Origin of the sequence: Mesorhizobium australafricanum (assembly GCF_033977265.1) — a bacterium.
Taxonomy (GTDB): domain Bacteria; phylum Pseudomonadota; class Alphaproteobacteria; order Rhizobiales; family Rhizobiaceae; genus Mesorhizobium; species Mesorhizobium australafricanum.
On record NZ_JAVIIT010000030.1, the window covers coordinates 1 to 20,637 of the forward strand.

At 58.6% G+C, this 20,637-nt stretch carries 18 protein-coding genes and 4 pseudogenes; 10 read left to right on the forward strand and 12 right to left on the reverse strand.

Going from position 1 to position 20,637, the window contains the following annotated elements; all coding sequences use genetic code 11:
• Positions 1-79: 79 nt before the first annotated feature.
• From RFM98_RS31475 to RFM98_RS30335, 4 genes and pseudogenes are all read right to left on the reverse strand, one after another.
• Positions 80-361, reverse strand: coding sequence for a DDE-type integrase/transposase/recombinase (locus RFM98_RS31475; protein WP_430682370.1), 282 nt, complete (start codon positions 359-361; stop codon positions 80-82).
• A gap of 65 nt (positions 362-426) precedes the next feature.
• Positions 427-702: pseudogene (locus tag RFM98_RS30325) on the reverse strand (IS3 family transposase); the annotation flags it as partial.
• Entirely contained in the window at positions 699-1,121 is a 423-nt protein-coding gene (locus tag RFM98_RS30330) for a helix-turn-helix domain-containing protein (protein ID WP_320312176.1), read from the reverse strand. The pseudogene RFM98_RS30325 and the gene RFM98_RS30330, both read right to left, overlap by 4 nt.
• A gap of 83 nt (positions 1,122-1,204) precedes the next feature.
• Positions 1,205-1,423 (reverse strand): hypothetical protein, encoded by a 219-nt coding sequence (locus RFM98_RS30335; RefSeq protein WP_320312177.1) that lies wholly within the window; start codon positions 1,421-1,423, stop codon positions 1,205-1,207.
• Positions 1,424-1,476: 53 nt separating this feature from the next.
• On the opposite strand from RFM98_RS30335, the pseudogene RFM98_RS31480 reads away from it, so the two are divergent.
• A pseudogene (locus RFM98_RS31480) lies at positions 1,477-1,733 on the forward strand (IS5/IS1182 family transposase); the annotation flags it as partial.
• A gap of 979 nt (positions 1,734-2,712) precedes the next feature.
• Here the strand turns inward: RFM98_RS31480 and RFM98_RS30340 are convergent.
• Complete coding sequence (locus RFM98_RS30340; RefSeq protein WP_320312178.1) at positions 2,713-3,816, reverse strand: ABC transporter substrate-binding protein; 1,104 nt, start codon at positions 3,814-3,816, stop codon at positions 2,713-2,715.
• Positions 3,817-5,064: 1,248 nt separating this feature from the next.
• Between RFM98_RS30340 and RFM98_RS30345 the strand changes: the two genes are divergently transcribed.
• The 9 genes and pseudogenes from RFM98_RS30345 to RFM98_RS30385 all read left to right on the forward strand — a co-directional run bounded on the left by RFM98_RS30345 (position 5,065) and on the right by RFM98_RS30385 (position 12,052).
• On the forward strand, positions 5,065-5,640 hold the full coding sequence (locus RFM98_RS30345; protein ID WP_320312179.1) for a hypothetical protein: 576 nt from the start codon (positions 5,065-5,067) through the stop codon (positions 5,638-5,640).
• A 341-nt stretch (positions 5,641-5,981) separates the two neighbouring features.
• The gene (locus RFM98_RS30350) at positions 5,982-6,278 is read left to right on the forward strand and encodes a site-specific integrase (RefSeq protein ID WP_320312180.1); all 297 of its coding nucleotides are present in this window, start codon (positions 5,982-5,984) and stop codon (positions 6,276-6,278) included.
• On the forward strand, positions 6,275-6,592 hold the full coding sequence (locus tag RFM98_RS30355) for a site-specific integrase (RefSeq protein WP_320312181.1): 318 nt from the start codon (positions 6,275-6,277) through the stop codon (positions 6,590-6,592). Before RFM98_RS30350 ends, RFM98_RS30355 begins: the two co-directional genes overlap by 4 nt.
• Positions 6,592-6,912 (forward strand): tyrosine-type recombinase/integrase, encoded by a 321-nt coding sequence (locus RFM98_RS30360; RefSeq protein ID WP_320312182.1) that lies wholly within the window; start codon positions 6,592-6,594, stop codon positions 6,910-6,912. Before RFM98_RS30355 ends, RFM98_RS30360 begins: the two co-directional genes overlap by 1 nt.
• Before the next feature lie 659 nt (positions 6,913-7,571).
• Positions 7,572-8,891: an NAD(P)-dependent oxidoreductase gene (locus tag RFM98_RS30365; protein WP_320312183.1), complete on the forward strand. Its 1,320-nt coding sequence runs from the start codon at positions 7,572-7,574 to the stop codon at positions 8,889-8,891.
• 14 nt (positions 8,892-8,905) lie between these two features.
• Positions 8,906-9,613, forward strand: a complete 708-nt coding sequence (locus RFM98_RS30370) for a class I SAM-dependent DNA methyltransferase (RefSeq protein ID WP_320312184.1) — start codon at positions 8,906-8,908, stop codon at positions 9,611-9,613.
• The gene (locus RFM98_RS30375; RefSeq protein WP_320312185.1) at positions 9,610-10,539 is read left to right on the forward strand and encodes a 2-oxoglutarate and iron-dependent oxygenase domain-containing protein; all 930 of its coding nucleotides are present in this window, start codon (positions 9,610-9,612) and stop codon (positions 10,537-10,539) included. Before RFM98_RS30370 ends, RFM98_RS30375 begins: the two co-directional genes overlap by 4 nt.
• 159 nt (positions 10,540-10,698) lie before the next feature.
• Positions 10,699-10,857: pseudogene (locus RFM98_RS31485) on the forward strand (methionine adenosyltransferase domain-containing protein); the annotation flags it as partial.
• 91 nt (positions 10,858-10,948) lie between these two features.
• Positions 10,949-12,052 (forward strand): mandelate racemase/muconate lactonizing enzyme family protein, encoded by a 1,104-nt coding sequence (locus RFM98_RS30385; protein ID WP_320312186.1) that lies wholly within the window; start codon positions 10,949-10,951, stop codon positions 12,050-12,052.
• A gap of 619 nt (positions 12,053-12,671) precedes the next feature.
• On the opposite strand, the pseudogene RFM98_RS31490 reads toward RFM98_RS30385, so the two are convergent.
• The 7 genes and pseudogenes from RFM98_RS31490 to RFM98_RS30425 form a co-directional block, all read right to left on the reverse strand.
• Positions 12,672-12,909 (reverse strand): annotated as a pseudogene (locus RFM98_RS31490) (transposase); the annotation flags it as partial.
• A 1,767-nt stretch (positions 12,910-14,676) separates the two neighbouring features.
• Positions 14,677-15,021 carry a DMT family transporter gene (locus tag RFM98_RS30400; protein ID WP_320312188.1) on the reverse strand — a complete coding sequence of 115 codons (345 nt, stop codon included), beginning with the start codon at positions 15,019-15,021 and terminating at the stop codon, positions 14,677-14,679.
• A 184-nt stretch (positions 15,022-15,205) separates the two neighbouring features.
• Entirely contained in the window at positions 15,206-16,255 is a 1,050-nt protein-coding gene (locus RFM98_RS30405; protein ID WP_430682369.1) for an ATP-binding cassette domain-containing protein, read from the reverse strand.
• Positions 16,252-17,292, reverse strand: a complete 1,041-nt coding sequence (locus RFM98_RS30410) for an ABC transporter permease (RefSeq protein WP_320312190.1) — start codon at positions 17,290-17,292, stop codon at positions 16,252-16,254. The genes RFM98_RS30405 and RFM98_RS30410 overlap by 4 nt, the downstream gene beginning before the upstream one ends.
• Before the next feature lie 171 nt (positions 17,293-17,463).
• Positions 17,464-18,435 carry an ABC transporter substrate-binding protein gene (locus RFM98_RS30415; protein ID WP_320312191.1) on the reverse strand — a complete coding sequence of 324 codons (972 nt, stop codon included), beginning with the start codon at positions 18,433-18,435 and terminating at the stop codon, positions 17,464-17,466.
• A 159-nt stretch (positions 18,436-18,594) separates the two neighbouring features.
• Positions 18,595-19,680: a mandelate racemase/muconate lactonizing enzyme family protein gene (locus RFM98_RS30420; protein ID WP_320312192.1), complete on the reverse strand. Its 1,086-nt coding sequence runs from the start codon at positions 19,678-19,680 to the stop codon at positions 18,595-18,597.
• 27 nt (positions 19,681-19,707) lie between these two features.
• Positions 19,708-20,553 carry a LysR family transcriptional regulator gene (locus RFM98_RS30425; RefSeq protein WP_320312193.1) on the reverse strand — a complete coding sequence of 282 codons (846 nt, stop codon included), beginning with the start codon at positions 20,551-20,553 and terminating at the stop codon, positions 19,708-19,710.
• Between the last annotated feature and the right edge of the window lie 84 nt (positions 20,554-20,637).

Consider the following 20,637-nt stretch of genomic DNA (forward strand, 5'->3'; position numbering starts at 1 on the left):
GCTGTAGCGCGTGCTCTGAACACCAGACCCCGCAAGACGTTAAGCTGGCGCACGCCTGCAGAGGCTCTCGACCAGTTACTCAAACAAGATATGATCGAGGCTGTTGCGACGACCGGTTGAATCCGCCTTGAACTCCGCGGTCGGAATGATGCACGAGGCTCCCGGGAGCGGGCTGGCGATCGGTAATGGCCATCTCGAGGGCCTCAATGGCAAGGCTTGCTCTGAGATGCGTATCCAACGCCCATCCGATCACCCTGCGGCTAAACGCGTCAAGCACAACGGCAAGGAAAGCAAACTCCTCAGCCAGATGCAGGAAGGTGATATCGGCAACCCATAGCTGGTTGACCCCAGTAAGGATCATGCCCCTGGCAAGGTTCGGCACGACTTGCCAACCATGCCTCGAGTCGTCGTTCCAGGAACAAAGGGTCGCGTGCGCAGGCACAGCAGATTGTCTTCACGCATGATGCGTAGAACGCACTTGTGGTTGACTTGCCACCCCTCCCGACGCAACAGGGCTCCGATCCGGCGGTAACCGTAGTGCGCGTTGCGGAGAGCCACCTTTTGAATGAGATCCCGCAAACCTGTCTCGGCCCGCCGCGGGGCCGAATCTAGCCAGTGACGGTAGTAGCTCGCGCGGCTGACGCCAGCGAGCCAGCACATTCTATCGATGTTGAATTCGCCTTGCGACAGGCCGGTCGTCATCTTTTCGATGACTTTGAAGATCCCGTTTCGCCAGGAGCGCTGCTCCGGCGCTGATCTTCCTCGAAGTGCCGCAAGGCTTCGCGAAAAAAATCGAGATCAAGCTGCTGTTGCCCGACTTTCTGCTCCAATTCCCTGATCCGGCGCCTGGCCTTGGTCAGTGCCTTTTCCTGAGACGTCGGCAGATCGACTGAATTCTGCAGCTGCGCGGCCCCGTCTAGTCCTGCTGTCGATCTGGCCGGCCGGCCGCGCCGACGTGACTTCAGATCGCCATGAAGCCTCAGGTGATCACGCCACTCGTAAAGTCGTTGACGACTGATGCCGACCTCATCTGCCAACTTGCTGACGTTTTCGCCCGCCTCCATGCGCTGGAGCAGCTCCCGTTTTTGGTCTTCATCAATAAATCTTTGCCGTCCGGCCATGCCCCAGTTTCCTCTCCTGCGGGGAAACTGTCCGCGATTTTCCTTGTCTCAGTCTGGGGGTGCACTCCATCGCTGTCCGCGATTTAGCGGAATGGGTGTCCGCGAATTTCTGAAACACGCAGGAAGATTCCGAACTGGGCAGGCTCAGGCTGGCGCCAGGACAGCTCCGCCACATAATCTCGGCCGACACATAAGAAGGGATCGTTGCCCGCATCCCGCACCAGCGACAGCAGACTGTCCGGACCCTTGCGGAAGTCGACCGGATGGCTGGCCAGTAACACCTTCACACCCGAAGGGATCATGCCGAACGCACCGCCCGGATCACCCGCTGCAAGTGCGCCCCGTCGACCTCCGAACCACCGCCGATATCTTCGACAGTGTCGGGGCTCAGTCGATTCTGGATGGCATCCGCAAGCGCTGGGTCTGGTGAAAGACCTGTTCGCCGCCGGCGCCCACGATCCGCTCAAGCTGATGAAGTAGGCCGCCTACCTTGATTCTGTGTTCGAGATCATCGGCCGATCCGGTAACCACAGGCTCCTCGAAATCTTGCCCCGCGGCCCGTCGTTGAGCAGGATGACGCGGTGGCGCCGGTTCGTGCGCGACTATAAAAAAGCGTATCGATGGCGCGAGACGCCGATGCGACGCATCGCAGGCTGGCTAATTTTGCGTTTGTTATGATTTTGTATCGATTTTGCTTCCTTGAAGGAGGGCTTTCGGGTCTGTAGTTTGGGTGTCGGAACAAGCTCCCTTAACCGCTGATTTCCTCGCCCGGATCGCGCTTCTGGAGGCGGCTGTTGCTGCTCGTGACATCACTCGACGAATGCGATGAGCACTGCGCAGAGAGCGCGCCGAGGCCGCACTTCGCATCCAGCGCCTGCAGCTGCGGATCGATCGCGTCAACCGCAAGGCCTTCAGCGGCTCGTCCGAGAAGCTGGGTCCAGATGCTGCTCGAACTCGAAGATCTCGAGACCGATTCATTGCCGGCGCGCCCGAGGCCGAGCTACCCATCGTCGCCGACACCGACAAGGTCTCAACCCGAACCTGCCGCGCAAGCGGGTCGTTCGCGAGCCGTCTTGCGCATGCTGCCCAGGCTGCGGCGGCGCTCTTCGCGCCGTGGGCGAAGATAGCGAGGAGATGCACGACCTGGTCGCCCACGCCTGGCAGGCGATCAAGAGCTGCAGACCCAGTGTCTTCTCCAGTTATCAACGTCACAATCATACAAATGTCACTTCTGATTTAGTTTTGGTTACATTTCCTGGGTCCCACGAGTTTTCTTTCGATTTGTTCGACAACGCCCAAAGCATCGATTACGCTACGAGGCGCCAATGTCACGGTAGGGTCAGTTCTGTAGTGACGCTTGACAACAATCTGAGCGCGAGAAGCGGGCTGCTCCTTTGGCGTATAAAGTCGTAGATCGTACACGCGAGCTGGGTCGTATCGATGATGCACAAGGTGCGCCTCGGCTTCCTCAAGTAAGCATGCCGCCCAAGCTCTCTGGTCGGCGTCGTGGCATGTCGCCGTTCGCCGAATCGATGATGCCCGGGTGTCGATTGCCGCTACAGGTAGACGCTGTTCCGTATCGACGTCTAGCTTACTGCGACAGCAGCGCTACGCAACGCTGCAGCGCAACGTCGTAGTTTGTACGACCGTCTGCCCCCGTCTTATTCCACCAATCATAGTCCTGGAAAACTTGCTTCTTAGCGAGTTCTGGCGCTCCCGGTAGAATATCGAGCATTTCCTTCGGAACGAGCTTGAACGCGTCATTGTTCACCGGGCCATAGGAAATCGCTTCCGCAAAAGCGGCCTGAGGTTCGGGGCGGGAGATGTATGCCAAGAACTTGGCTGCATTTTCCTTGTTCGGCGATCCCTTCACTATTACCCAGAAGTCGTATTGCAGCAGAGATTGCTCCCAGGAGAGTGCGAGCGGCGCCCCTTGTGCCTTTGCGGCAAAAATCCGGCCATTATAGGCCGCTGCCATGTCAACTTCGCCGTCAATGAGGCTCTGCGGAGCATCAGCGCCAGCCACCCACCAGCGCCCAACTTGGGGCTTCAACTCTCCAATTTTTGCGAACGCTCGATCCATGTCGATCGGATACACCTTATTGGCTGGTACGCCGTCACCCATGACCGCGCCTTCAAGCAAACCGCCACCAACTATTTTTTCGCATTTCGGCAGACTGCGCTTTCCCGGAAAATCCTTGATGTCGTAAAAGTCCATCCAATTCATCGGATGCTTGCCATCCTCCGGATACTTTTTGGTGTTGTATGCAACTGCCAAGGAATATAGCAGAGCGCCGACCCCATATTTGTTCTTCAGTTTATCGGGCATGCTCGCCAGAGTGTCCTTGGCAAATAGGCTGTAGTCCATCTCCTCGACAGCGCCTTTCGAGATCCAGCTTGCGAGCTGGCCGCCTTCAATTGAGGTAATGTCGGCTTCGGGCTGGCCGAGCTTTGCGGATGACAGCAGTTTCGCCTGGTCCTCCGGAACAAGTACAACCTCGATGCCGGTGTCTCTCGTGAACGGGTCGAAGAATGCCTTCTTCTGGGCCACTTCCCAGGTTCCGCCTCCCGAGGTAACCACAACTTCGCCGGAACCCTTAAGGTTACCTGGCATCTGCTGCGATTGAGCTGCAAACGGCAGCGCCAACAATAGCAGCGCTGCATTGAGTGCAAAATACGTCTTTGTCGTTCCCATTCTCAATTCCTTCGCTTTTGTACTGGTGGCTCTCACCTTGTGAGTGCCGTACGATCTGAGCCTTGACCGCAGCACATCTGTAACTAGCTCCTTTTGCTCCTATGCCCCCCAGGACTAAACCATGAAACAGCAGAAGGCTGCCGGTTCGGTCATACAGACCCTATCGCCGTCCAGAACTTCTGTGTCCAGCCTCCCGCCCGGACGATGAATGGCGTTTTTTTGGAAGTGACGAGGTCTCGTTTAAGCGCGGCATAAGCGGCAACGCAGGCACCGGTTCCACATGCCCTGGTCGCTCCCAGACCTCCAAGCCGAGGCGTTTGCTCGTCGAGAATCTGAGCAGCGCCGACGTTGGCCCCTTCTGGGATAAAGAGGGGCTTTGTGTATGGCGGGTGCATAGCGACCCATGTCCATGCTATCGAGTTGATCGACAAAGAGGACCGCATGCGGGTTCCCGATGTAGAGGGCAACGTCATCCGAGAACGGTCCGCTTTCGATGGGCAAATGCAGCGTATCAATCTCTCGCGACAAAGGAATCTTGCGCCAGTCCATGCTGATTGGTCCAAGCGTCACGCTGACCTCCATTGGCCCCGCTCTGCGGCAGTGGACGACGCTCCCCGCCAACTCCGTTGTCACCTCATCCTTGCCGGGCTCCTCGAGCAGCAGATACGCCATGCAGCAAGTGGCATTGCCGTATGCTCCCTACTTCCTTGCCGTCGATGTTAAATATCGGCATCGCCGCATAGGCGCCGGCGCGCAGCCCCTCTTCCGAGGCCTGTTCAATGTCATCAAGTTTTCGCCCCCAACGCCGATGTTGGTACTGCATTTGCGCACAATGTCATCATCATTGAGAGATCTGCTGCCGTCTCGACGATCGAGAATAACAAAGTAGCTCTCCAGGCCGTGCATCTTGCTAAACGGCCACTGGAGCCGCAACTCAACTGGAGGAGGCAGCGAGAGAAGAGGGTGTATATCATCAGCCAATCCACCAACATCGTGGCCAGCGTCCGCCGCAAGGCAGCGCGAGAAATGGTCACGGGGGTGCTCCTTTGAGCCCCGTCGCATCACAATGCAGTGCATCTCCTGTTCCAACAGTAGACTTCCATGGAAGTCTTAGTTTGAAAAATACAATTTTACAGCGCCTTAATCCAATCTGGATATATGGAAGCGCCTCGATCAGGTTACTGCAACCGCCTCCCTCCCAGCGTGCCAGAGTGATAGGGCGAACGACCGTGCCACCAAGAGGGCGGCATGAGCTTCGCTGCGTCGGATCACGAAGCAGCTTATGTCATCAAGGCCGGTACGTGTCGCTCGGCCCGGACCAAAGTCGGCGAAAGCGATGTTGATAAGTTTCGAGAGCAATGCCCCCCAGAGGCCTCATGCCTAACCTCGAAACACAATCTCGAACGCGATGCAGCCGTCGGTCTGCTCGGCGACCGAACGGCCCGGCGCCGTCCGTTTCACAACGGCAGCGAAATTCTCTTCGGCACGTTCCTCGCCTTCAATCATCCATTGATCCCGGGCCGACCTAGCGCCGTGAAGGCGTTAAGATCAGTCACGCAGACGTGCTCCTTCTGGATCGACGAAGTGCGGGAACACGATCCCCAGGCGTTCGCTTTCGTCGCCGGACCAAAATTGTGCGCCCTGCTTGTCCGCATTGTCGATGGGTTTGACCTGGCGAACGACGTCTTCCCCTTTATAGCCTCCGCGGAACTGACCGTTTCCGGTGGGCTGCGCGCACAGCTCTTCCGGATCTCCGTCTCAGGCGAACTCGCCTACGAAATAGCCGTGCCTGCCCGCTACGGCCATGCGCGATGGAGCGGCTGATGGAAAGAGGAGCCGATCTGGGTGTCACGCCCTATGGGGTTGAAGCGTTGTCCGTGCTGCGCATCGAAAGGTCCAATTTGGTGGCTCCGAACTAAATGGCCAGAGCACGGCCGAGATGCTCGTCTGGGCAAGATGGTGTCGCAGAAGAAGCATGCCATTGGCGCGGTCATGTCGCGAAAGTCGACACGAATTGGCGTCAGAGTGTTGATCGTGAGACCAAGGCAGTGCGCAGCGCTGTGGGCTTGCGTGAGGCGTCTCCACCCTAGGCAAAAGTCGACATGCAAGGCTGGCGATCTGCGCCTAGGCGTCGGCGGTGGAGATAATCTGCACGTCGAGTTCAGGTGAAAGGCATTGCCGCGCAAACTCCATGTTGCGATACTCCCGCGGCTGTCGCGAGCTATCGCGACGCCTTGCGCATGCTGATCCTCTTCGCCGGCGCCAGGTTGCGGAAGAGGCCGGCGGCGTTGGTGCTCGAAGATATCGATCGAGACCTCATTCTCGCCTTTCTCGACGAACTCGAGGAGAAGCGGAACAACACCGTCGCCACGCGCAATGCCCGACTAGCTGCGATACGATCTTTCTTCCACCATGTGGCAGCGGCCGACCCGGCGTCCTTTGGTGTCGCGCAAGCGTTTTGACGATTCCCACAAAACGGGCGCACATTGAGGTGACGCGCCACCTCACCAGCGCAGAAGTGGACGTAATGATTGCGGCGCCGATCAGAGAAGCGCTGACCGGCGCGCGCGTCTCCGAAGCCATCAGTGTCGATGCTGACGAGCTGCAGTTGGAACGCCCGCATTCGCATGTGCTGTTGCACGGTAAGGGCCGCAGAGATCGCGTCATCCCCGTTCCTCAGGATCTGGCGAGAGCGCTGGCGGCCTTGTTGCGCGAGCGCGGTATCGCCAACCACGAACTACGACCGATCTTGTCGGCGCCCACAGTGGTTGCCTGATGCGCTTCGGGGCGCCCCAGATCGTACGACGAGCGGCGGCCAAGGAAGTGGCCATAAGGCCGGACTTGGCCGAAAAGCCCATATGGCCACACATCTTCCGGCACTCCCTCGCCATGAAGCTTCTCCAGTCCGGCTTGGATCTTTTGACGATTCAAGCCTGGCGCGGGCACGCACAGGTCGCCACCACCCACCGATATGCCGCCGCGGATGTCGAGATGATGCGCAACGGACTCGAAAAGGCGGGCATCGAGGGCAATTACGGGGCGCGCTTCCGGCCCACCGATGCCATTCTGCAACTGCTGAACAGCATCTTAAGCTAAACCTTATGTGGCGGAGGATTCCAGATTTGCCAGACCCCGGCTGGCGCCAGGACGGCTCCGCCACAAAATCTCACCGATGCATAAAAACGGATCGGGGCGCGCCACCTAACCGTTCTCAGGGGCGCTTCACGTGTTCCGCTCGAAGCGAGCACAGCTCGTTCATTGTACATCCCCTTGTCAGATTCCCGGCAGCCGGATCTGGCTCCAGGTTCAGGGCATGCGAACATGAGCGGGTCAAGCTTCTCGAGCGGAGACGTCGCGGTCGATGTCATGCGGCCCGTTCGACTCCGGCCGTGCACTGAAGGGCGCGCCATTCGTTCCGCTATCTGAGTCGGGACCAAGGTGGCGTGGCGCGCTTCGACAGGCAGGTGCCGAAAGGTTGGCCAAGGACTCGAACGAATAATCGTATCCGCCTAGGCGTCAAAAATAAGCCTGCTCGCGAGCAGGCTTGCAAGGCCTTGGAACACAACGCCCATTTTGATTTAGATTCAGATTAGCTAATCGTTATGGTGTCTATTATGAGAAGGTTGGCACCTAGCTAACGTTACAATAGCTAAATATATTTTACTTTATTTTAACTTTCTTTTATCAATAATTCGATGTAGTGTCCTGTACTAGCACTTGATACTTATAAATATTTGACGTTGGAAGGAAGCCCCATGTCTGTTGTAGAGGCTGGAAGCACCGTTGGTATCCGCAACCCAGAACGAATCGGATTCATTGGTACCGGCAGCATGGGGCGACCGATGATCGCTAAGCTCCTACAAGCCGGCTATCAGGTGGGCGTCTACGACATCGATCCCCCCGCTGCGAAAGACGTGGTCGAAAAGGGGGCCCGGTGGCATGACGCACCCAGCGGCGCGGCTCGCGATTGCGAAATTGTCATCACCTGCCTGCCGCTGCCACACGACGTCTTTGACAACATGGCGGGCGAGCAAGGCGCTTTAGCCGGAATGGCACCGGGGAGCGTATGGATTGATACGTCCACCACCGACTACCACAATACGATCGAGATCGGCCGACGGGCCGCGGCAATTGACGTGCACTCACTAGAAGCGCCGGTAAGCAACTTGTCCCACATGGGGGTCGATTTCGCCAATGTCAGCTTCTTCGTCGGCGGGCCATCGGAGGCCTATGGGCGTTGCGAGACGGTGTTACAAACCATGGGAGCCATCTCCTTCCATGTCGGAGACATCGGTCAGGGCCAATCAGTCAAACTACTGACGAACCTACTCTTTTACGCTGCAGCCGTTGCGAGCGGCCACGCGCTCTGCCGAAGCGTGCGCGAAGGCATTCCAGCGCAGCAAGCGTGGCGCAAGTTTGTCGCCTCGTCCGCGAACTCCGTTGCAATCGAGCAGTTCGTCCCGTTTCTCCTGGATGGCAGCTACGATCGCTCTTGCACTCTGGAGATCACGGTCAAGGATATGGGCTTGACCGTCCAACTGGCCGACGAACTCGGCGTGGGACTGCCGATCGGGCGCGCGGTCGAAGAGCGCTATAGCGAGGCGGGACGGAAGTTCGATCGATACGACAGCCATCTGAGAGTTGTCGAGTTGGCGGAGGTGGTCTTCGGCGTACGACTGCAAGTGCTGGGTTATCGTGCGCCATCCAAGTACGGTGCCAACCCCGCCTATCCACCAGACCAAGAATTCCTAACCGATCCCGTAGGACGGATCAAACCGAAGCGTGAGCATGTGTTTCCGCTCGACGACGTCCCGCTCAGCGACATCCAAATACGCTTGCTCGAGTCGCTGGTCGGCGAACTCACTCACGTCAATCGCCTGATCCTTCACGAGGCGTTTGATCTTGGGCGCGGCATGGGTCTGAACGATGCCATGATCTACGACGTTATCACCTGGAGCGTAGGCGCCTCCGCATGGTCGGATAGCCATGCTCATCAATACAGCAGCGAGCCGCCTGTAGATCTAGCCGGTGCCATTGCGCCGCTGACGACGATGCCGCATCTCATCTGCCCCTAAATGGAGGAACTGTAGTGAACAACCTCGATCAAAGGACCGCACTGGAGCGAGCCGCACGCCAACGCATAAAGGATTCCCATGCCCTCAACGGCGACGTCGATCGCTTGACTCACTTCTATCGCGGATGGGCCAATTCCTACGAGTTGGATGTCGGGCGCGATGGATACTGCGGGCCGACGGTCGTTGCGGAATTGGCAGGCACCATGCAGACAGCGTATTTGGCCAATAAGCGAGCAGCCATCGCAATCCTGGATGCTGGGTGCGGAACAGGTCTCGTCGGCGTGGAACTGAACCGCCTAGGCTTCCAGTTGATAGATGGGATTGACCTCTCCGAGGAGATGGCCAAAGAGGCCCGGGAAACTGGCGTATATCGACATGTCCAAGGCGATGTCGACCTTAACGGGCCGCTCTCCGACTACTGCGGTGCGACCTATGATATTACGGTCTGCTGCGGCGTCTTCACGCTCGGTCACATCCGACCTGACGCACTGCGCGAACTGGCTCGCGTGACCCGCCCCAACGGATTCATCATCGCAAGCACCCGGAAGAGCTATGCAGAGACCACGTCCTTTGAAGACGAGGTGCGGCGTCTCCGGGATGCGGGCGTGCTTGTGACGACACAGTGTCTAAACGACGGCAGATACATCGCGGAGGAGGGCGCGCATTACTGGGTCTTCCAAGTCCCCGATAAAGCCACAGCACCAATGGAGAAGCAGCTATGACTACGCTACCGCAAATCTCGCTAGCGAAACTGGCCGCCGATGCAACGCGAAACGAAGAGCTCGAGAACTTGCGCCTGGCCTGCGAAGAGTACGGATTCTTCTATCTTGAGCACGGAATTCCGAAAGAACAGATCTCAGAAGCGATCCAGGCTTCCCGACGGTTCTTCGCGTTGCCACAGCCGACAAAGGAACGTTTCGGTCACGCCGCCCAATATGTGTATCCCCCGACCGCTCGTGGATACAGTCCGTTGCACGGCGAGGTGCTACATCCCGACGCCGGTCCCGATCCGAAGGAGATGTTCGACCTCGGAATCGAGAATGAAGGTGACCGACGTCCGTTTGCTGGTCGGACACGCCTTCCGGATGAAGCGTTGGCTCCTGGTTTCGCTCGAAGCCTGCTAGCTTTGCAGGCTACCGTGGTCAACAAGGTTGTGCCGCAGCTCGGAACCGCGCTGGCCGACCTGCTCGATATGGAAGAGGGCTGGTTCCAACGCCATTTCAGCCCGCCGACCGTCTTGCAACGTGTGATCCGATATCCATCCGCTGGTGGTACGGCCGGAAAGCACACCGACAATGGGTTCTTCACGCTGCTGCTGCAAGAGGAACTCCCCACTCGCTCCTTGCAGGTGTGGTTCGGGGGACGCTGGGTGCCGGCGCCGAGCTTGCCCGACAGTCTCGTTGTCAATCTGGGCGACATGCTTCAAGCCTTGAGCGATGACCGATTCAAGAGCACGCCCCATCAGGTCGTGCACACCGGTCCGACTGACCGAATTTCCCTTCCTTTCTTCATCTATCCCGACATCGACGCTCGCCTGACATCCCGACAAGGGAAGCACACCTTCAGCGTCGCGGAAGTGATGTTACGCAACTTCGACTCGATCTGGGAAACTGGGAATGGCGCCGGACGTGCGCGAGAATTGCAGTAGGCCGATTAATTTTCTCGAAGCAGAAGACTCGGACAGCAAGGGCAAAGCGATTTCGACAACAAGGCGGGAAGCGCGGTGTCAATCTGCGAGGAGCCGGCATCCGGATCCCGTGCAAAGGGCTCCGGACGCACTCTTGATGAGCAGGAGGGGCATGCATGCTGGGGTGGACGCGCACCAACAGCATCGATGTGCCAGAATGGTTGGTTGTTTGAGCGGCGACTTTCGGGCAAAGACCCATCCAAAGTTGATCACTTGGCTGCCTATGCGGCCCGCTGTATTGCGACGAACATCGTGGCTGGGAAACTATCATCCCGAGCGCAAAAAGACAGGTCCATGGCTCACCACTAAAAAATAGGTGCTTGGCTTTTCTCGAAAGACAACAGTTTATTATTTATGTGAGGTCTTTTACATGCGGATTAAACGGCTTGTGGTTTGGCAAGTGCCATTGACCAGCCATGTTCCTTATCACATGGCGGGTGGAAAGACCTGCGACACCGTCACCTCCATACTGCTCCGCGTCGACACCGACAAAAATATCTCCGGCTGGGGTGAGGTTTGTCCGATTCCGCACTATCTGCCGGCCTATGCTGAAGGCGTGCTCCCCGCGCTGGAATATCTTGCACCTATCGCCATCGGAGCTGATCCAATCGGCCCGGAAGCATTGATGGGGCGGGTTGACAGTTGGCTGCAGGGGCATGTCTACGCAAAATCCGCGCTTGACTTGGCTCTTTGGGACATCACAGGTAAAGTAGCGAAGCTGCCTCTTTATGCGCTTCTCGGTGGACGCCAGATGGCTCGCATACCGCTCTACCAATCGATCACCTGTATAGCGCCTGACGAAATGGCCATCATAGCTCGTGGGGCGCAGGCAGAGGGTATGGCCCAGTTTCAGGTCAAGTTAGGTGCCGACAACAACTGGGAAGCCGATGTCGCCCGGCTACGTCTGGTACGAGAGGCTGTTGGCATGGGGCCGCTCGTCTATGGCGACTGGAATTGCGGGGCTTCTCGCCTGGAGGCAACGCGCGTTGGTAAGGCAATCGCAACCTATGACATCATGCTGGAGCAGCCCTGTGCAACACTTGAGGAGTGTGCCGCTGTTCGTGCGGCGACAGGGCTGCCAATGAAGATCGACGAAAACGCGCACGATATGGCTTCGCTGCTTCAGGCTTATGATCTTGGCTGTATGGACGCCGTTGCCCTAAAGCTCTCCAAATCGGGAGGGCTTAGTGCGACTAGGCGACTTCGCGATCTGTGTCTGCACCTAGGTCCCCGGATGTGCATCGAGGACACTTGGGGATCCGATGTTGCCACAGGCGCGCTCCTCCACTTGGCGGCGTCGACTCCATCAAGCCGGATCATGAATACATGCGATCTATCGGGTTATGTTGCTCCGCGCCTCGATCCTTACGCCCCAGCTCGCAGCGGCGGCCGCATTGCGCCGCCTGCGGGCCCAGGCATTGGCGTGAATCCAGATCCTGAAGCGCTTGGCCAGCCGGCCGCTATTATAAATTAGCTATCGCATACAATCTCTGCGATGCAGTGGCTCGCCGCCTAGCGTCTGACCGAGTGGGCAGCTGCGGTGAACGTCGTCAAGCTGTCGCGCAAGGTAGGTTTGCGCGGCGCCAATGATTCCCTGCCTGCACGACCTCGGCCATCGGCTGGCCGTGACAACATTGCTGCGCTGGTATCGCGACGGCGTAGGCCTTCTTCACTGATCGCCTCATCAGGAAGCGACAAGTAAGACCGCATACCTGGCGAGCTACCGCGACCTTCTGCCTGCTGCTAGCCTATGCCTAGCGGCAGCTGCGCAAGGGACCATCGGACGTGATCGTGCCGGATCTCGGCACGGCGCACGGCATTCCTAGGCGCCTTCCTCGATCATCTCGAACACGAGCGCGACAACAGCACCAGGATGTCGGTAGCCTCGGTCTTCGCCAAAGCTTGTTCCCTGAGCTTCATGTCGGCCTGAAGATAGATGGCCGTGGTCTCAACCGACTCGTGGCCCAGCCACAAGACGATAACTGATCGATCGACGCCGTGGTGGAGCAGGGCCATTGCCAGGACGGGAAATCGTCCGTAAGTTCCTGGGACCATCTGGAACTTGCACGCCGATGCAGCGATGCGACCCGCAATCAGAGCGCAACCGCCACGACCTTCGCAGGCCTTTTTCTCCGTGAGCTTACGGATCCACGTCGTCTTGGCGGACCCTTCCTCGCGAGCGAAGCGGATCACCGCCGTCGCTCCGACAACGAGCAATGTTCGAAGGTACCTGTCGCCCATCTTGGTGATGCTGCCGGGCCGTTGCTTGCCGCCCGAAGAACTCCCTCTCGGCGTAACACCGAGCCAGGCGGCGAATTCACGGCCAGATTTTTATCCAAGCTCAGAAAGAAAGAAGCGGTTGCTTACGGGGTTGGGCCACAAACGGCCGCGGTAGGTCGCATATGTTTTGAGGCATGTGGCGTCGAGTGGTGAAGCGGCACATTGCGCGACTTGCCGAACTTCGTGTCGCGGACCTTCAGCACGCCATCAATGAGATCAACTAGACGGCTGGCCCCTATAAACCTGACGGCCATCTCCTCGCCTTCTTAAAGAGCCTCTGATTATGCCGACCCAACAACCAGAAATAGTCCGCGTTCATTGGCCTCCCGGTCGCCACTCGGAATAATCCGCCACCCGGAGTTATGACGAATATCTTGCAGCCGTAGCGGCCGCAGCTCGCCGATAGGGCAACTGATTCCGGCAGCTCGACGGACGTGCTGGAACCAGGAAATAGCCCGCACCTAGTGCCACGGTCGGCCATCGCACGTGGTGAATAACGGAGGTTCTTCACCGCGCGGCAAAGGGGAAAAGGCGCCGGCGTTCGATATGCGCGCCAGCTCGCAGTTGAGTTTTGGTCCGATCGGCACGAGACGCGTTTTGAAGAACTTCTTGTCGCGGACAGTAATGACTGCCCGCTCAGATCCACGTCGTGCAAGACCAAGCGAAGCGGCTCGCCGATGCGCATGCCGCTACCGTAAAGCAGCAGGAGAAGGTTACGATAAATTGTCGGCACCTGGGGCTGCGCCCATCCCTCAGGATCGAGGTCGCGGCCAGCAGCCGGCGCAGCTCTTCCGTCGAATAGACCACGGTCTTTGTTGCGGCGGCAGCATCGGCAATGATGTCGGCAGTGGCGAGAACGCCACATAGCCGCGGCTGCGATAAAATCCGCTGAGATCTTGCAGCGCACCATCCATGTGGCACTGAGCGAACCGCTGCCTTGGAGAAGGATGGTGACCGCCTCGGGGTTAATCTTGCCGATCTCGCGATTGTCTATCACGCGGCAGAACCGGCGCAGCAACAGCATCAAAATGTCCTCATTCATCGCGAGGTATTGATGCCAAGGTTGCGCACTGACCCTGGAGGTAATCTTCTGTGCCGAAAGCTGGCCGGTCTTTGGTTAGAATAGTGGCCGGCTTCATACAGGTATGGCGGCCGGTCTCTGATCGGAATGGCGTGCGCCGGGCGAACAAGGCTGCGCATCCATTCCGTGGCGGATCCGGCATCTCCGCTAAGTACCCGCCGCAGGCTGGCCAAGGTGCCAGCACCCACCTTGTCCGTTCGTTCGACGGCGCGCCGCCTGTGCACGCCAGGTGGTCATCGGGGCTCTCGCCCTCGGTTATGAGAACCAGATGGCCCAGGCCCATGGCCGACGATCCAATCAGTGGGCCATCATGCGGACCATCGGCATGCGCGCCATCCTCGACGAAGATTGGCATGGCCAAATTTCGGCCCCTGTGCCTGGCAATTCGGCCCTCCCCGTCCCTTGATCGCCGAGCCTCCTTCGGCTGCCATCCGGCCGGGATTTCCCCACCGTCGTTACGCGTAACATATCTGCAGCGGCGCGTTTCCTGAACCTTCAACAAACCCGGACGACACGGAGCACAGCTTCAAATGCCGCTACCCGGTGAAGCGCGAAACCGTGCCGTTGGAGGGGCAATGAAGCCGGTAGAAGGCCCTCACGGGCTTCTTGAGGGCATCGCGTTGTTCAGCGTACTTTCAACGCGATGCCCTCTACCGGCCGGAGGCCTCTTCGGCTAGCAGCCAATCTCTATCTGCGATGGCCACTTGCATCGATATCAGTTGGTCCGAGAGTCGCGATCAGTGTGGGACATTCTTTGAAAAAACGTTCATCACCACAACGCCGCAAATAATAAGAACAATTCCCAGCACAGCAGCGAGGTCGAGCGGCGACCGATAGACTAGCATGCTCACCGCAGCCGTAAGCACCATCCCAACACCGCACCAGACGGCGTAGGTTACACCAAGAGGGATGAGCTTGAGCGCATGGGAGAGAAAGAATAGCGCGATGATGAAGCTGGTGATCGCCGCAGCGGTCGGCCCAAGTTTGGTGAATTGCTCCGTCCTCGGCAGCAGCGATGATCCGATGACTTCGGAGACGATGCCTAGGGCCAACGCTCCATAAGCCGCGAGAAGTGGGTTCATGAGCTCATCCTTCCCCTTTGAACCAGCCAGGCAAGGCCTTTCGGCAGAACGATCTTAACCGAAGCGAGGGATTGGTGACTTTCGCCATCAGGGATCCCAGCCATTTCGACTGACATTTTCGCGGCAACAGTGAGATCCATTCGGTTGACGAGCGCCATGGGAATCCCATTGTCATGGTCCTAACCTACCCGTTGCCGTGGTTCCGCATGGTAGAGGCTGTGGGTACAAGAGCTTTCAGAACGTCCGTCATCCTGAGCGTGCCCACCCGGGCTCCGTCCGAGTGCACTGCAAAGAATTTGTCAGCAGCTCCCTGGGATCGCAGAATCGCCCGCTCCAGGGTCTCGTCCCCGTCGAGGACCTCATAGCCATCGTCCTCCGTGATCGTCTTTTCCATTACCGATCGGACGCGAAGGACGCGTGCGCGATTGATATCGCTGACGAAGTCTTCAATGTAAGGGCCGGCCGGGTTGAGGAGGATGTATTGCGGCTCCCCCTGCTGCACGATCTCGCCGTCCTTCAGGATCACCAGATGGTCCGCAAGCTTGAGAGCCTCATCGAGGTCATGTGTGATGAACACGACCGTCTTCTGGAGGTCCTTCTGCAGTTCGAGGAGAAGGTCCTGCATGCTTGACCGGATGAGCGGGTCCAGCGCTGAATAGGCTTCGTCCATGAGCATGAGTTCGGAGTTCGACGTCAGAGCCCGGGCGAGGCCGACGCGCTGCTGCATGCCCCCCGAGAGTTCGTGGGGATAGAGCGCCTCTGAGCCCGCAAGGCCGACCCTGCTGAGCCATTTACGAGCGGTTTCGTCGGTCCTGGCCCGCCCATCGCCGCGGACGGAGCATGGCATGCCGGCGTTTCGCAGCACCGTCTCATGCGGAAGCAACGCAAACTTTTGAAAGACCATCGACATCTGAGTCCGGCGCAGCTGCTGGAGCCTGTAACGGTCGAGCTTCATGATGTCTGTACCATTAACGATAACCTCACCCGCTGTGGGGTCGACGAGGCGGTTGAGGTGACGGATCAGGGTTGACTTTCCGGAGCCTGATAGCCCCATGATCACCGTGATCTCGCCTTTCTTTATCTCGACGTTGATGTCGCGCAGCCCAAGCACATGACCATGCGCTTGCAGCATCTCCTTTTTGTGCATCCCGGCCATTGCGTAGGACACCATGGCTGGCGCGTTGTTGCCGAAGATCTTGTACAGGTGGCGGATGGATACGAAGCTCTCGGTCATGCCCATGTCCGTGACTGGTGCAGCTTGTTGACGCGCTGGAGGGCAGCCCTGCTTACCCGGTCGAGAACAATGGCCAGGAGGACGATGCCGAGACCCGCGACAAGGCCGACGCCGAGTTCAAGTTTGTTGATGCCGCGCAGGACCAGGGTTCCAAGGCCCGGTGCGGATACCAGCGACGCGATGACAACCATCGATAGCGACAACATGATCGTCTGGTTGATGCCGGCCATGACGTTCGGGAGCGCGAGCGGCAGTTGGACGCGGTGGAGCTTTTGCCAAGAGGTCATGCCGAACGCTTCTCCCGCCTCGAGAACGTCCTTGTCGACCAACCGGATGCCGAGATTCGTCAGTCGAATTGACGGCACGATGGCATACAGAATGATCGCGATTCCATACAGTTTGGGCTCCGTGACGCTGAACAGGAAGATCAGCGGGATAAGGTAGACGAAGGTCGGCAGCGTCTGCAGCAGGTCGAGAAAAGGCGTTAGCCAGCGCTCCAACCAGTTGCTGCGTGACATCGCAATGCCGATCGGCACGCCAAACAGCACGCAGATGAACGTACAGACCACGATGATGGCGAGCGTCTGCATGGCGTAACCGAAATGGTCGATGAATGCCAAGGCCAGGAACGCCACCAGCACGAAGATCGTCACCCCGATGCGACGTCCGGCGAAATGAGCGATGGCGACCAGGATCAGGATCGCGGCCCACCACGGAAGTGACTGCATCAGATCGATGGCGTTGCGCAGCGCCCAACTCAATGGCTGCGTAACCGGGTCCAGAACGACTTTCACGGGGTCTTTCACATCAAGGAACAGGCCTTCCAACCCGGCTGTCATGTCGCGGGTGCGCGGGACGGCGCCGCAGGCCTTATGGAGGACGTCGAGGGATGGGAACGGAAAAGATTCGGCTTGGTCGCTTCCCAACGCCCCGGCCTTGGCTAAAAAATCGTCCATCGACATGGGGCCGCCGGTTGCGCCGGCGTCACACCAGGACCGCAGTCCCAATGCCTCAAAAGCTTTTTCGTACGCTGCCATGGCTAGCCCTGAATTGCCGCTATCCGGCAGCCTCGCCCATCAGGGCGCGGCCACCGGTACTGATGGAAAGTTGCTTAAACCTGGAGGTGCCGCCGAGCATTCGCCCGTTACCACGTCGGCCGTTAGGGCCGCACAGCCGTGCGGAGCCCCTTAGAAGTGAGAGCTTGGCTCTCACTTCAGGACCGCTGAAAGCTTTTCCTTTGCCTCGGGGCTGAGCCAGTCTGCCCACACCGTCTTGTAGGTGGTCAGGAAGTGGACCGCAGATTCATCCGCTGAAGCCTTCTTGCTGTCTTGCCAGGCCAAAGTCTCGCTCATCTGCTCGTTGGTGAAGCTGACCTTTGACATGAGGGCAGCAATTTCCGGCTCACGCTTCTCGAAATCCGTCGTCGCTGCCGTCACCACCTCTGCCGGCGGATAAGCCGACTTCCCGGGTGTCTTGCAGGTTTCGACCGCGTTGCAAGCGTGGATCTCAGGCACGTACGGGCCAATGTCGACCTTGACCATCTTGTACTTGCCGAGAACGGACGTCGGGCCCCAATAGTAACCGAACCAAGGCTGCTTGTTCTCATTGGCCGCAGCTATCGCCGCTGCCAGCGTCTCTCCTGAGCCGTGATTGAAAACTTCGATGCCGTGGCCTTTCAGATCAAAGGCTTCCGCCAGATGGTCGTTGGTGATCTTACAACCCCAGCCTTCGGGGCAATTATGGAATTTGCCGCCTACCCAGTCGGGATGTGCCAGAATGCCTTCGATCTTTGCAAGTTCCGGATGTTCGTCCACCAGGTATTGCGGGACCCACCATGCATCAATGCCGCCGGGGGTCAGGACATGGCCCAACGTCTTAACTTTGCCGGCGGCCACCAATCCTGGATAAGCGGGCGCGCCATTGAGCCAGAGTTCGGTGACGATGTCGGGGCGGCCGGTCTCTGCGACAGAGGTCACTGCCGTGGCCGTAGCCGATGGCACCACCGTTACCTTGCAGCCGTATCCCTGCTCCATCAGGAACTTGGAGACGGCGGTGACGATCGAGCCCGAGGCCCAGTTCATCTCGGTGATCGTGACATCACCGCATTTCGCTTCGGCCGCAGTCGCGGCGAGCGTTGCGATAAACGCAGCTGCGCTAAGTTTAAGCGTGCGTGAGAGCATTGTCTTCTCCTGTTGGTTTTCCATTCCAGGCGATTGTCCCCGGCAGCCAGAGGCTACCGGGCCGGTTCCCCACGTCAGGAATTATAGGAAGACTGAACATTTAACTAACGAATATAATTCGGGCCTGACATCGACTTTTTCGATACAAGCTCCGTCTTATTAATCGATGGCGAAGCGGGTCACGGCCGCCTCGTCGAAGGTAAAGCCTGTGCCGGGACGGGTGGGAATCAGGATGTCGCCCTCCACGATCTCCATTTCCTCGCGGAACAGCGGGGCGTACCACGGCATGTGCTCCACGGAGATGCAATTGGCAGCTGACCCGGCAATGCAAAGGCTGTGCTCGGTAAAGATATGGGTAGAAATCGGCAGGCTGTAGGTTTCCGCAAGGGCGGCGACACGACGCATTTCGGTGAGGCCCCCAATGCGCTGCAGGTCGGGCATCAATACATCTGCGGCGCGGGCCTCGATCGTGTTGCGAATGCCGAAGCGGGTCCACTCCGTCTCACCCGAGGCAATCGCTATGTCGAGCGCATTCCGGACCTCTGCCTGGCCGACGAGGTTGTGGACGGAAACCGGCTCTTCGAGCCAGCCGACGTCGAGTTCCTCAAGCATCCGGCCCAGCCGGATCGCCTGCTTCGGATTGAGCGCCTGGTTGGCGTCCGCGAGAAGTTCGATGGAGGGCCCAACCGCCTCGCGGACGGCGCTGACGCGCTCAAAATCCTCGCGCGGGTCTACCTTACCGACGCGCACCTTCATCGCCCGAAAACCCTGGTCCAGGAAGATCGCCGCTTCATCAACTAGCTCGTCGACGCTCTGGGATAACCAGAGCCCGCCGCTGGCATATGTGCGAACGCGATCCCGACAGGCCCCGAACAGATAGTGGAGCGGCCGATCCGTACTTTTGCCGACGAGATCCCAGCAGGCCGTGTCAAGCGCAGAGAGCGCCGAGATCGTGACGCCCGCATAACCGGTCGGGTTAATTTCGGACCAGATCGCCGAATTGATCGCCGTCACGTAGTGAGGATCCTGACCCACGATGCGATGCGAGAAGCCGCGCACCATCTCCTCAAAGGCCTTGAGCCGGACGGCATTCAATGTGAAGATATAACTCTGGCCCACGAGCCCTACATCAGTTTCCAGATAGACGAGCAGGCATCCGACCGAGCGCATGTTGTGAATGGCCGTGGTGATCGGCTTGGCAAAAGGTACGTCGGTCAGTCGGGTCTTCAACGCGGTGATTTTCATGTCATCTCTCTGGCTTTGGACCGGAATTCAGGCGATCGTATCGCGCAAGGCTCGCACAGCGGTTTCGATAAATTCCGGCGCAATGACGTCAATACGAACGGCGACGAAGACTGTTCGTTGAAAACGCGGCGCCCCCTCGACCACATGCAGGCGGCCGGACTTGACCTGAGGCGCCACGGACTCGGCCAGAAAATACCCCGAGCCGTTGTTGGCCAGGATATGATCCATGGCTACTGCTGAACTGCGGATCGTGAGCTTGTGGCTGAAAACCCCAGGAAAATGCATGCTGTGCTGGGCTCGAAACGTCTCACCCCAATCCACGAACACGTAGCCTGGAACAACCCCGCTTTGAACGGCACGTGGTTTGGTCGACACCATCACGAGCTCTTCGCTGCTGAGTGGCTCGATCCGCGCCTCCGCGCAGTGACGCGGGTCATAGAGCACGGCAATGTCAAGCAGGCCGGCTCGCAGTTTCTCCATGAGAATATCCGAGCGCTCGCTGAGCGCGCTCGCGACGCCGTCGGGCAGCGCCTTTGCCATTCGTTCCAGCCAGCCCGGCACGACGCGCGGCCAATGATTGTCTTCAACACCCAACGTGACAAAGGCATTCAGGCCCTCCGGCAGCGTGGCAACTTGCTGACCCCGCTCCCAGGCACGCACGATATTCACTGCGCTTGAATGGAACTGATGACCGCCGGTCGTCAGCGCCACTCCGTTCCGCTTGCGGTGAAACAGCTGCCGGTTGAGCCTGCGTTCAAGCCCCTTTATCCGCGCGCTGATGGTCGACTGGGTGACATTGAGTTGGTCGGCGGCGTGCTGGAAGCTGCCGGTCGTGGCGACCTCCAAAAAGGCCTTGATGTGCTCGATGTTCAAAAAAGGAAACTCCGTTAAATCGAATTCCTCGATATGAGTCGGTAATTATATTCGTTTGCCACGTCAACCCGACTGAGAAAGAGT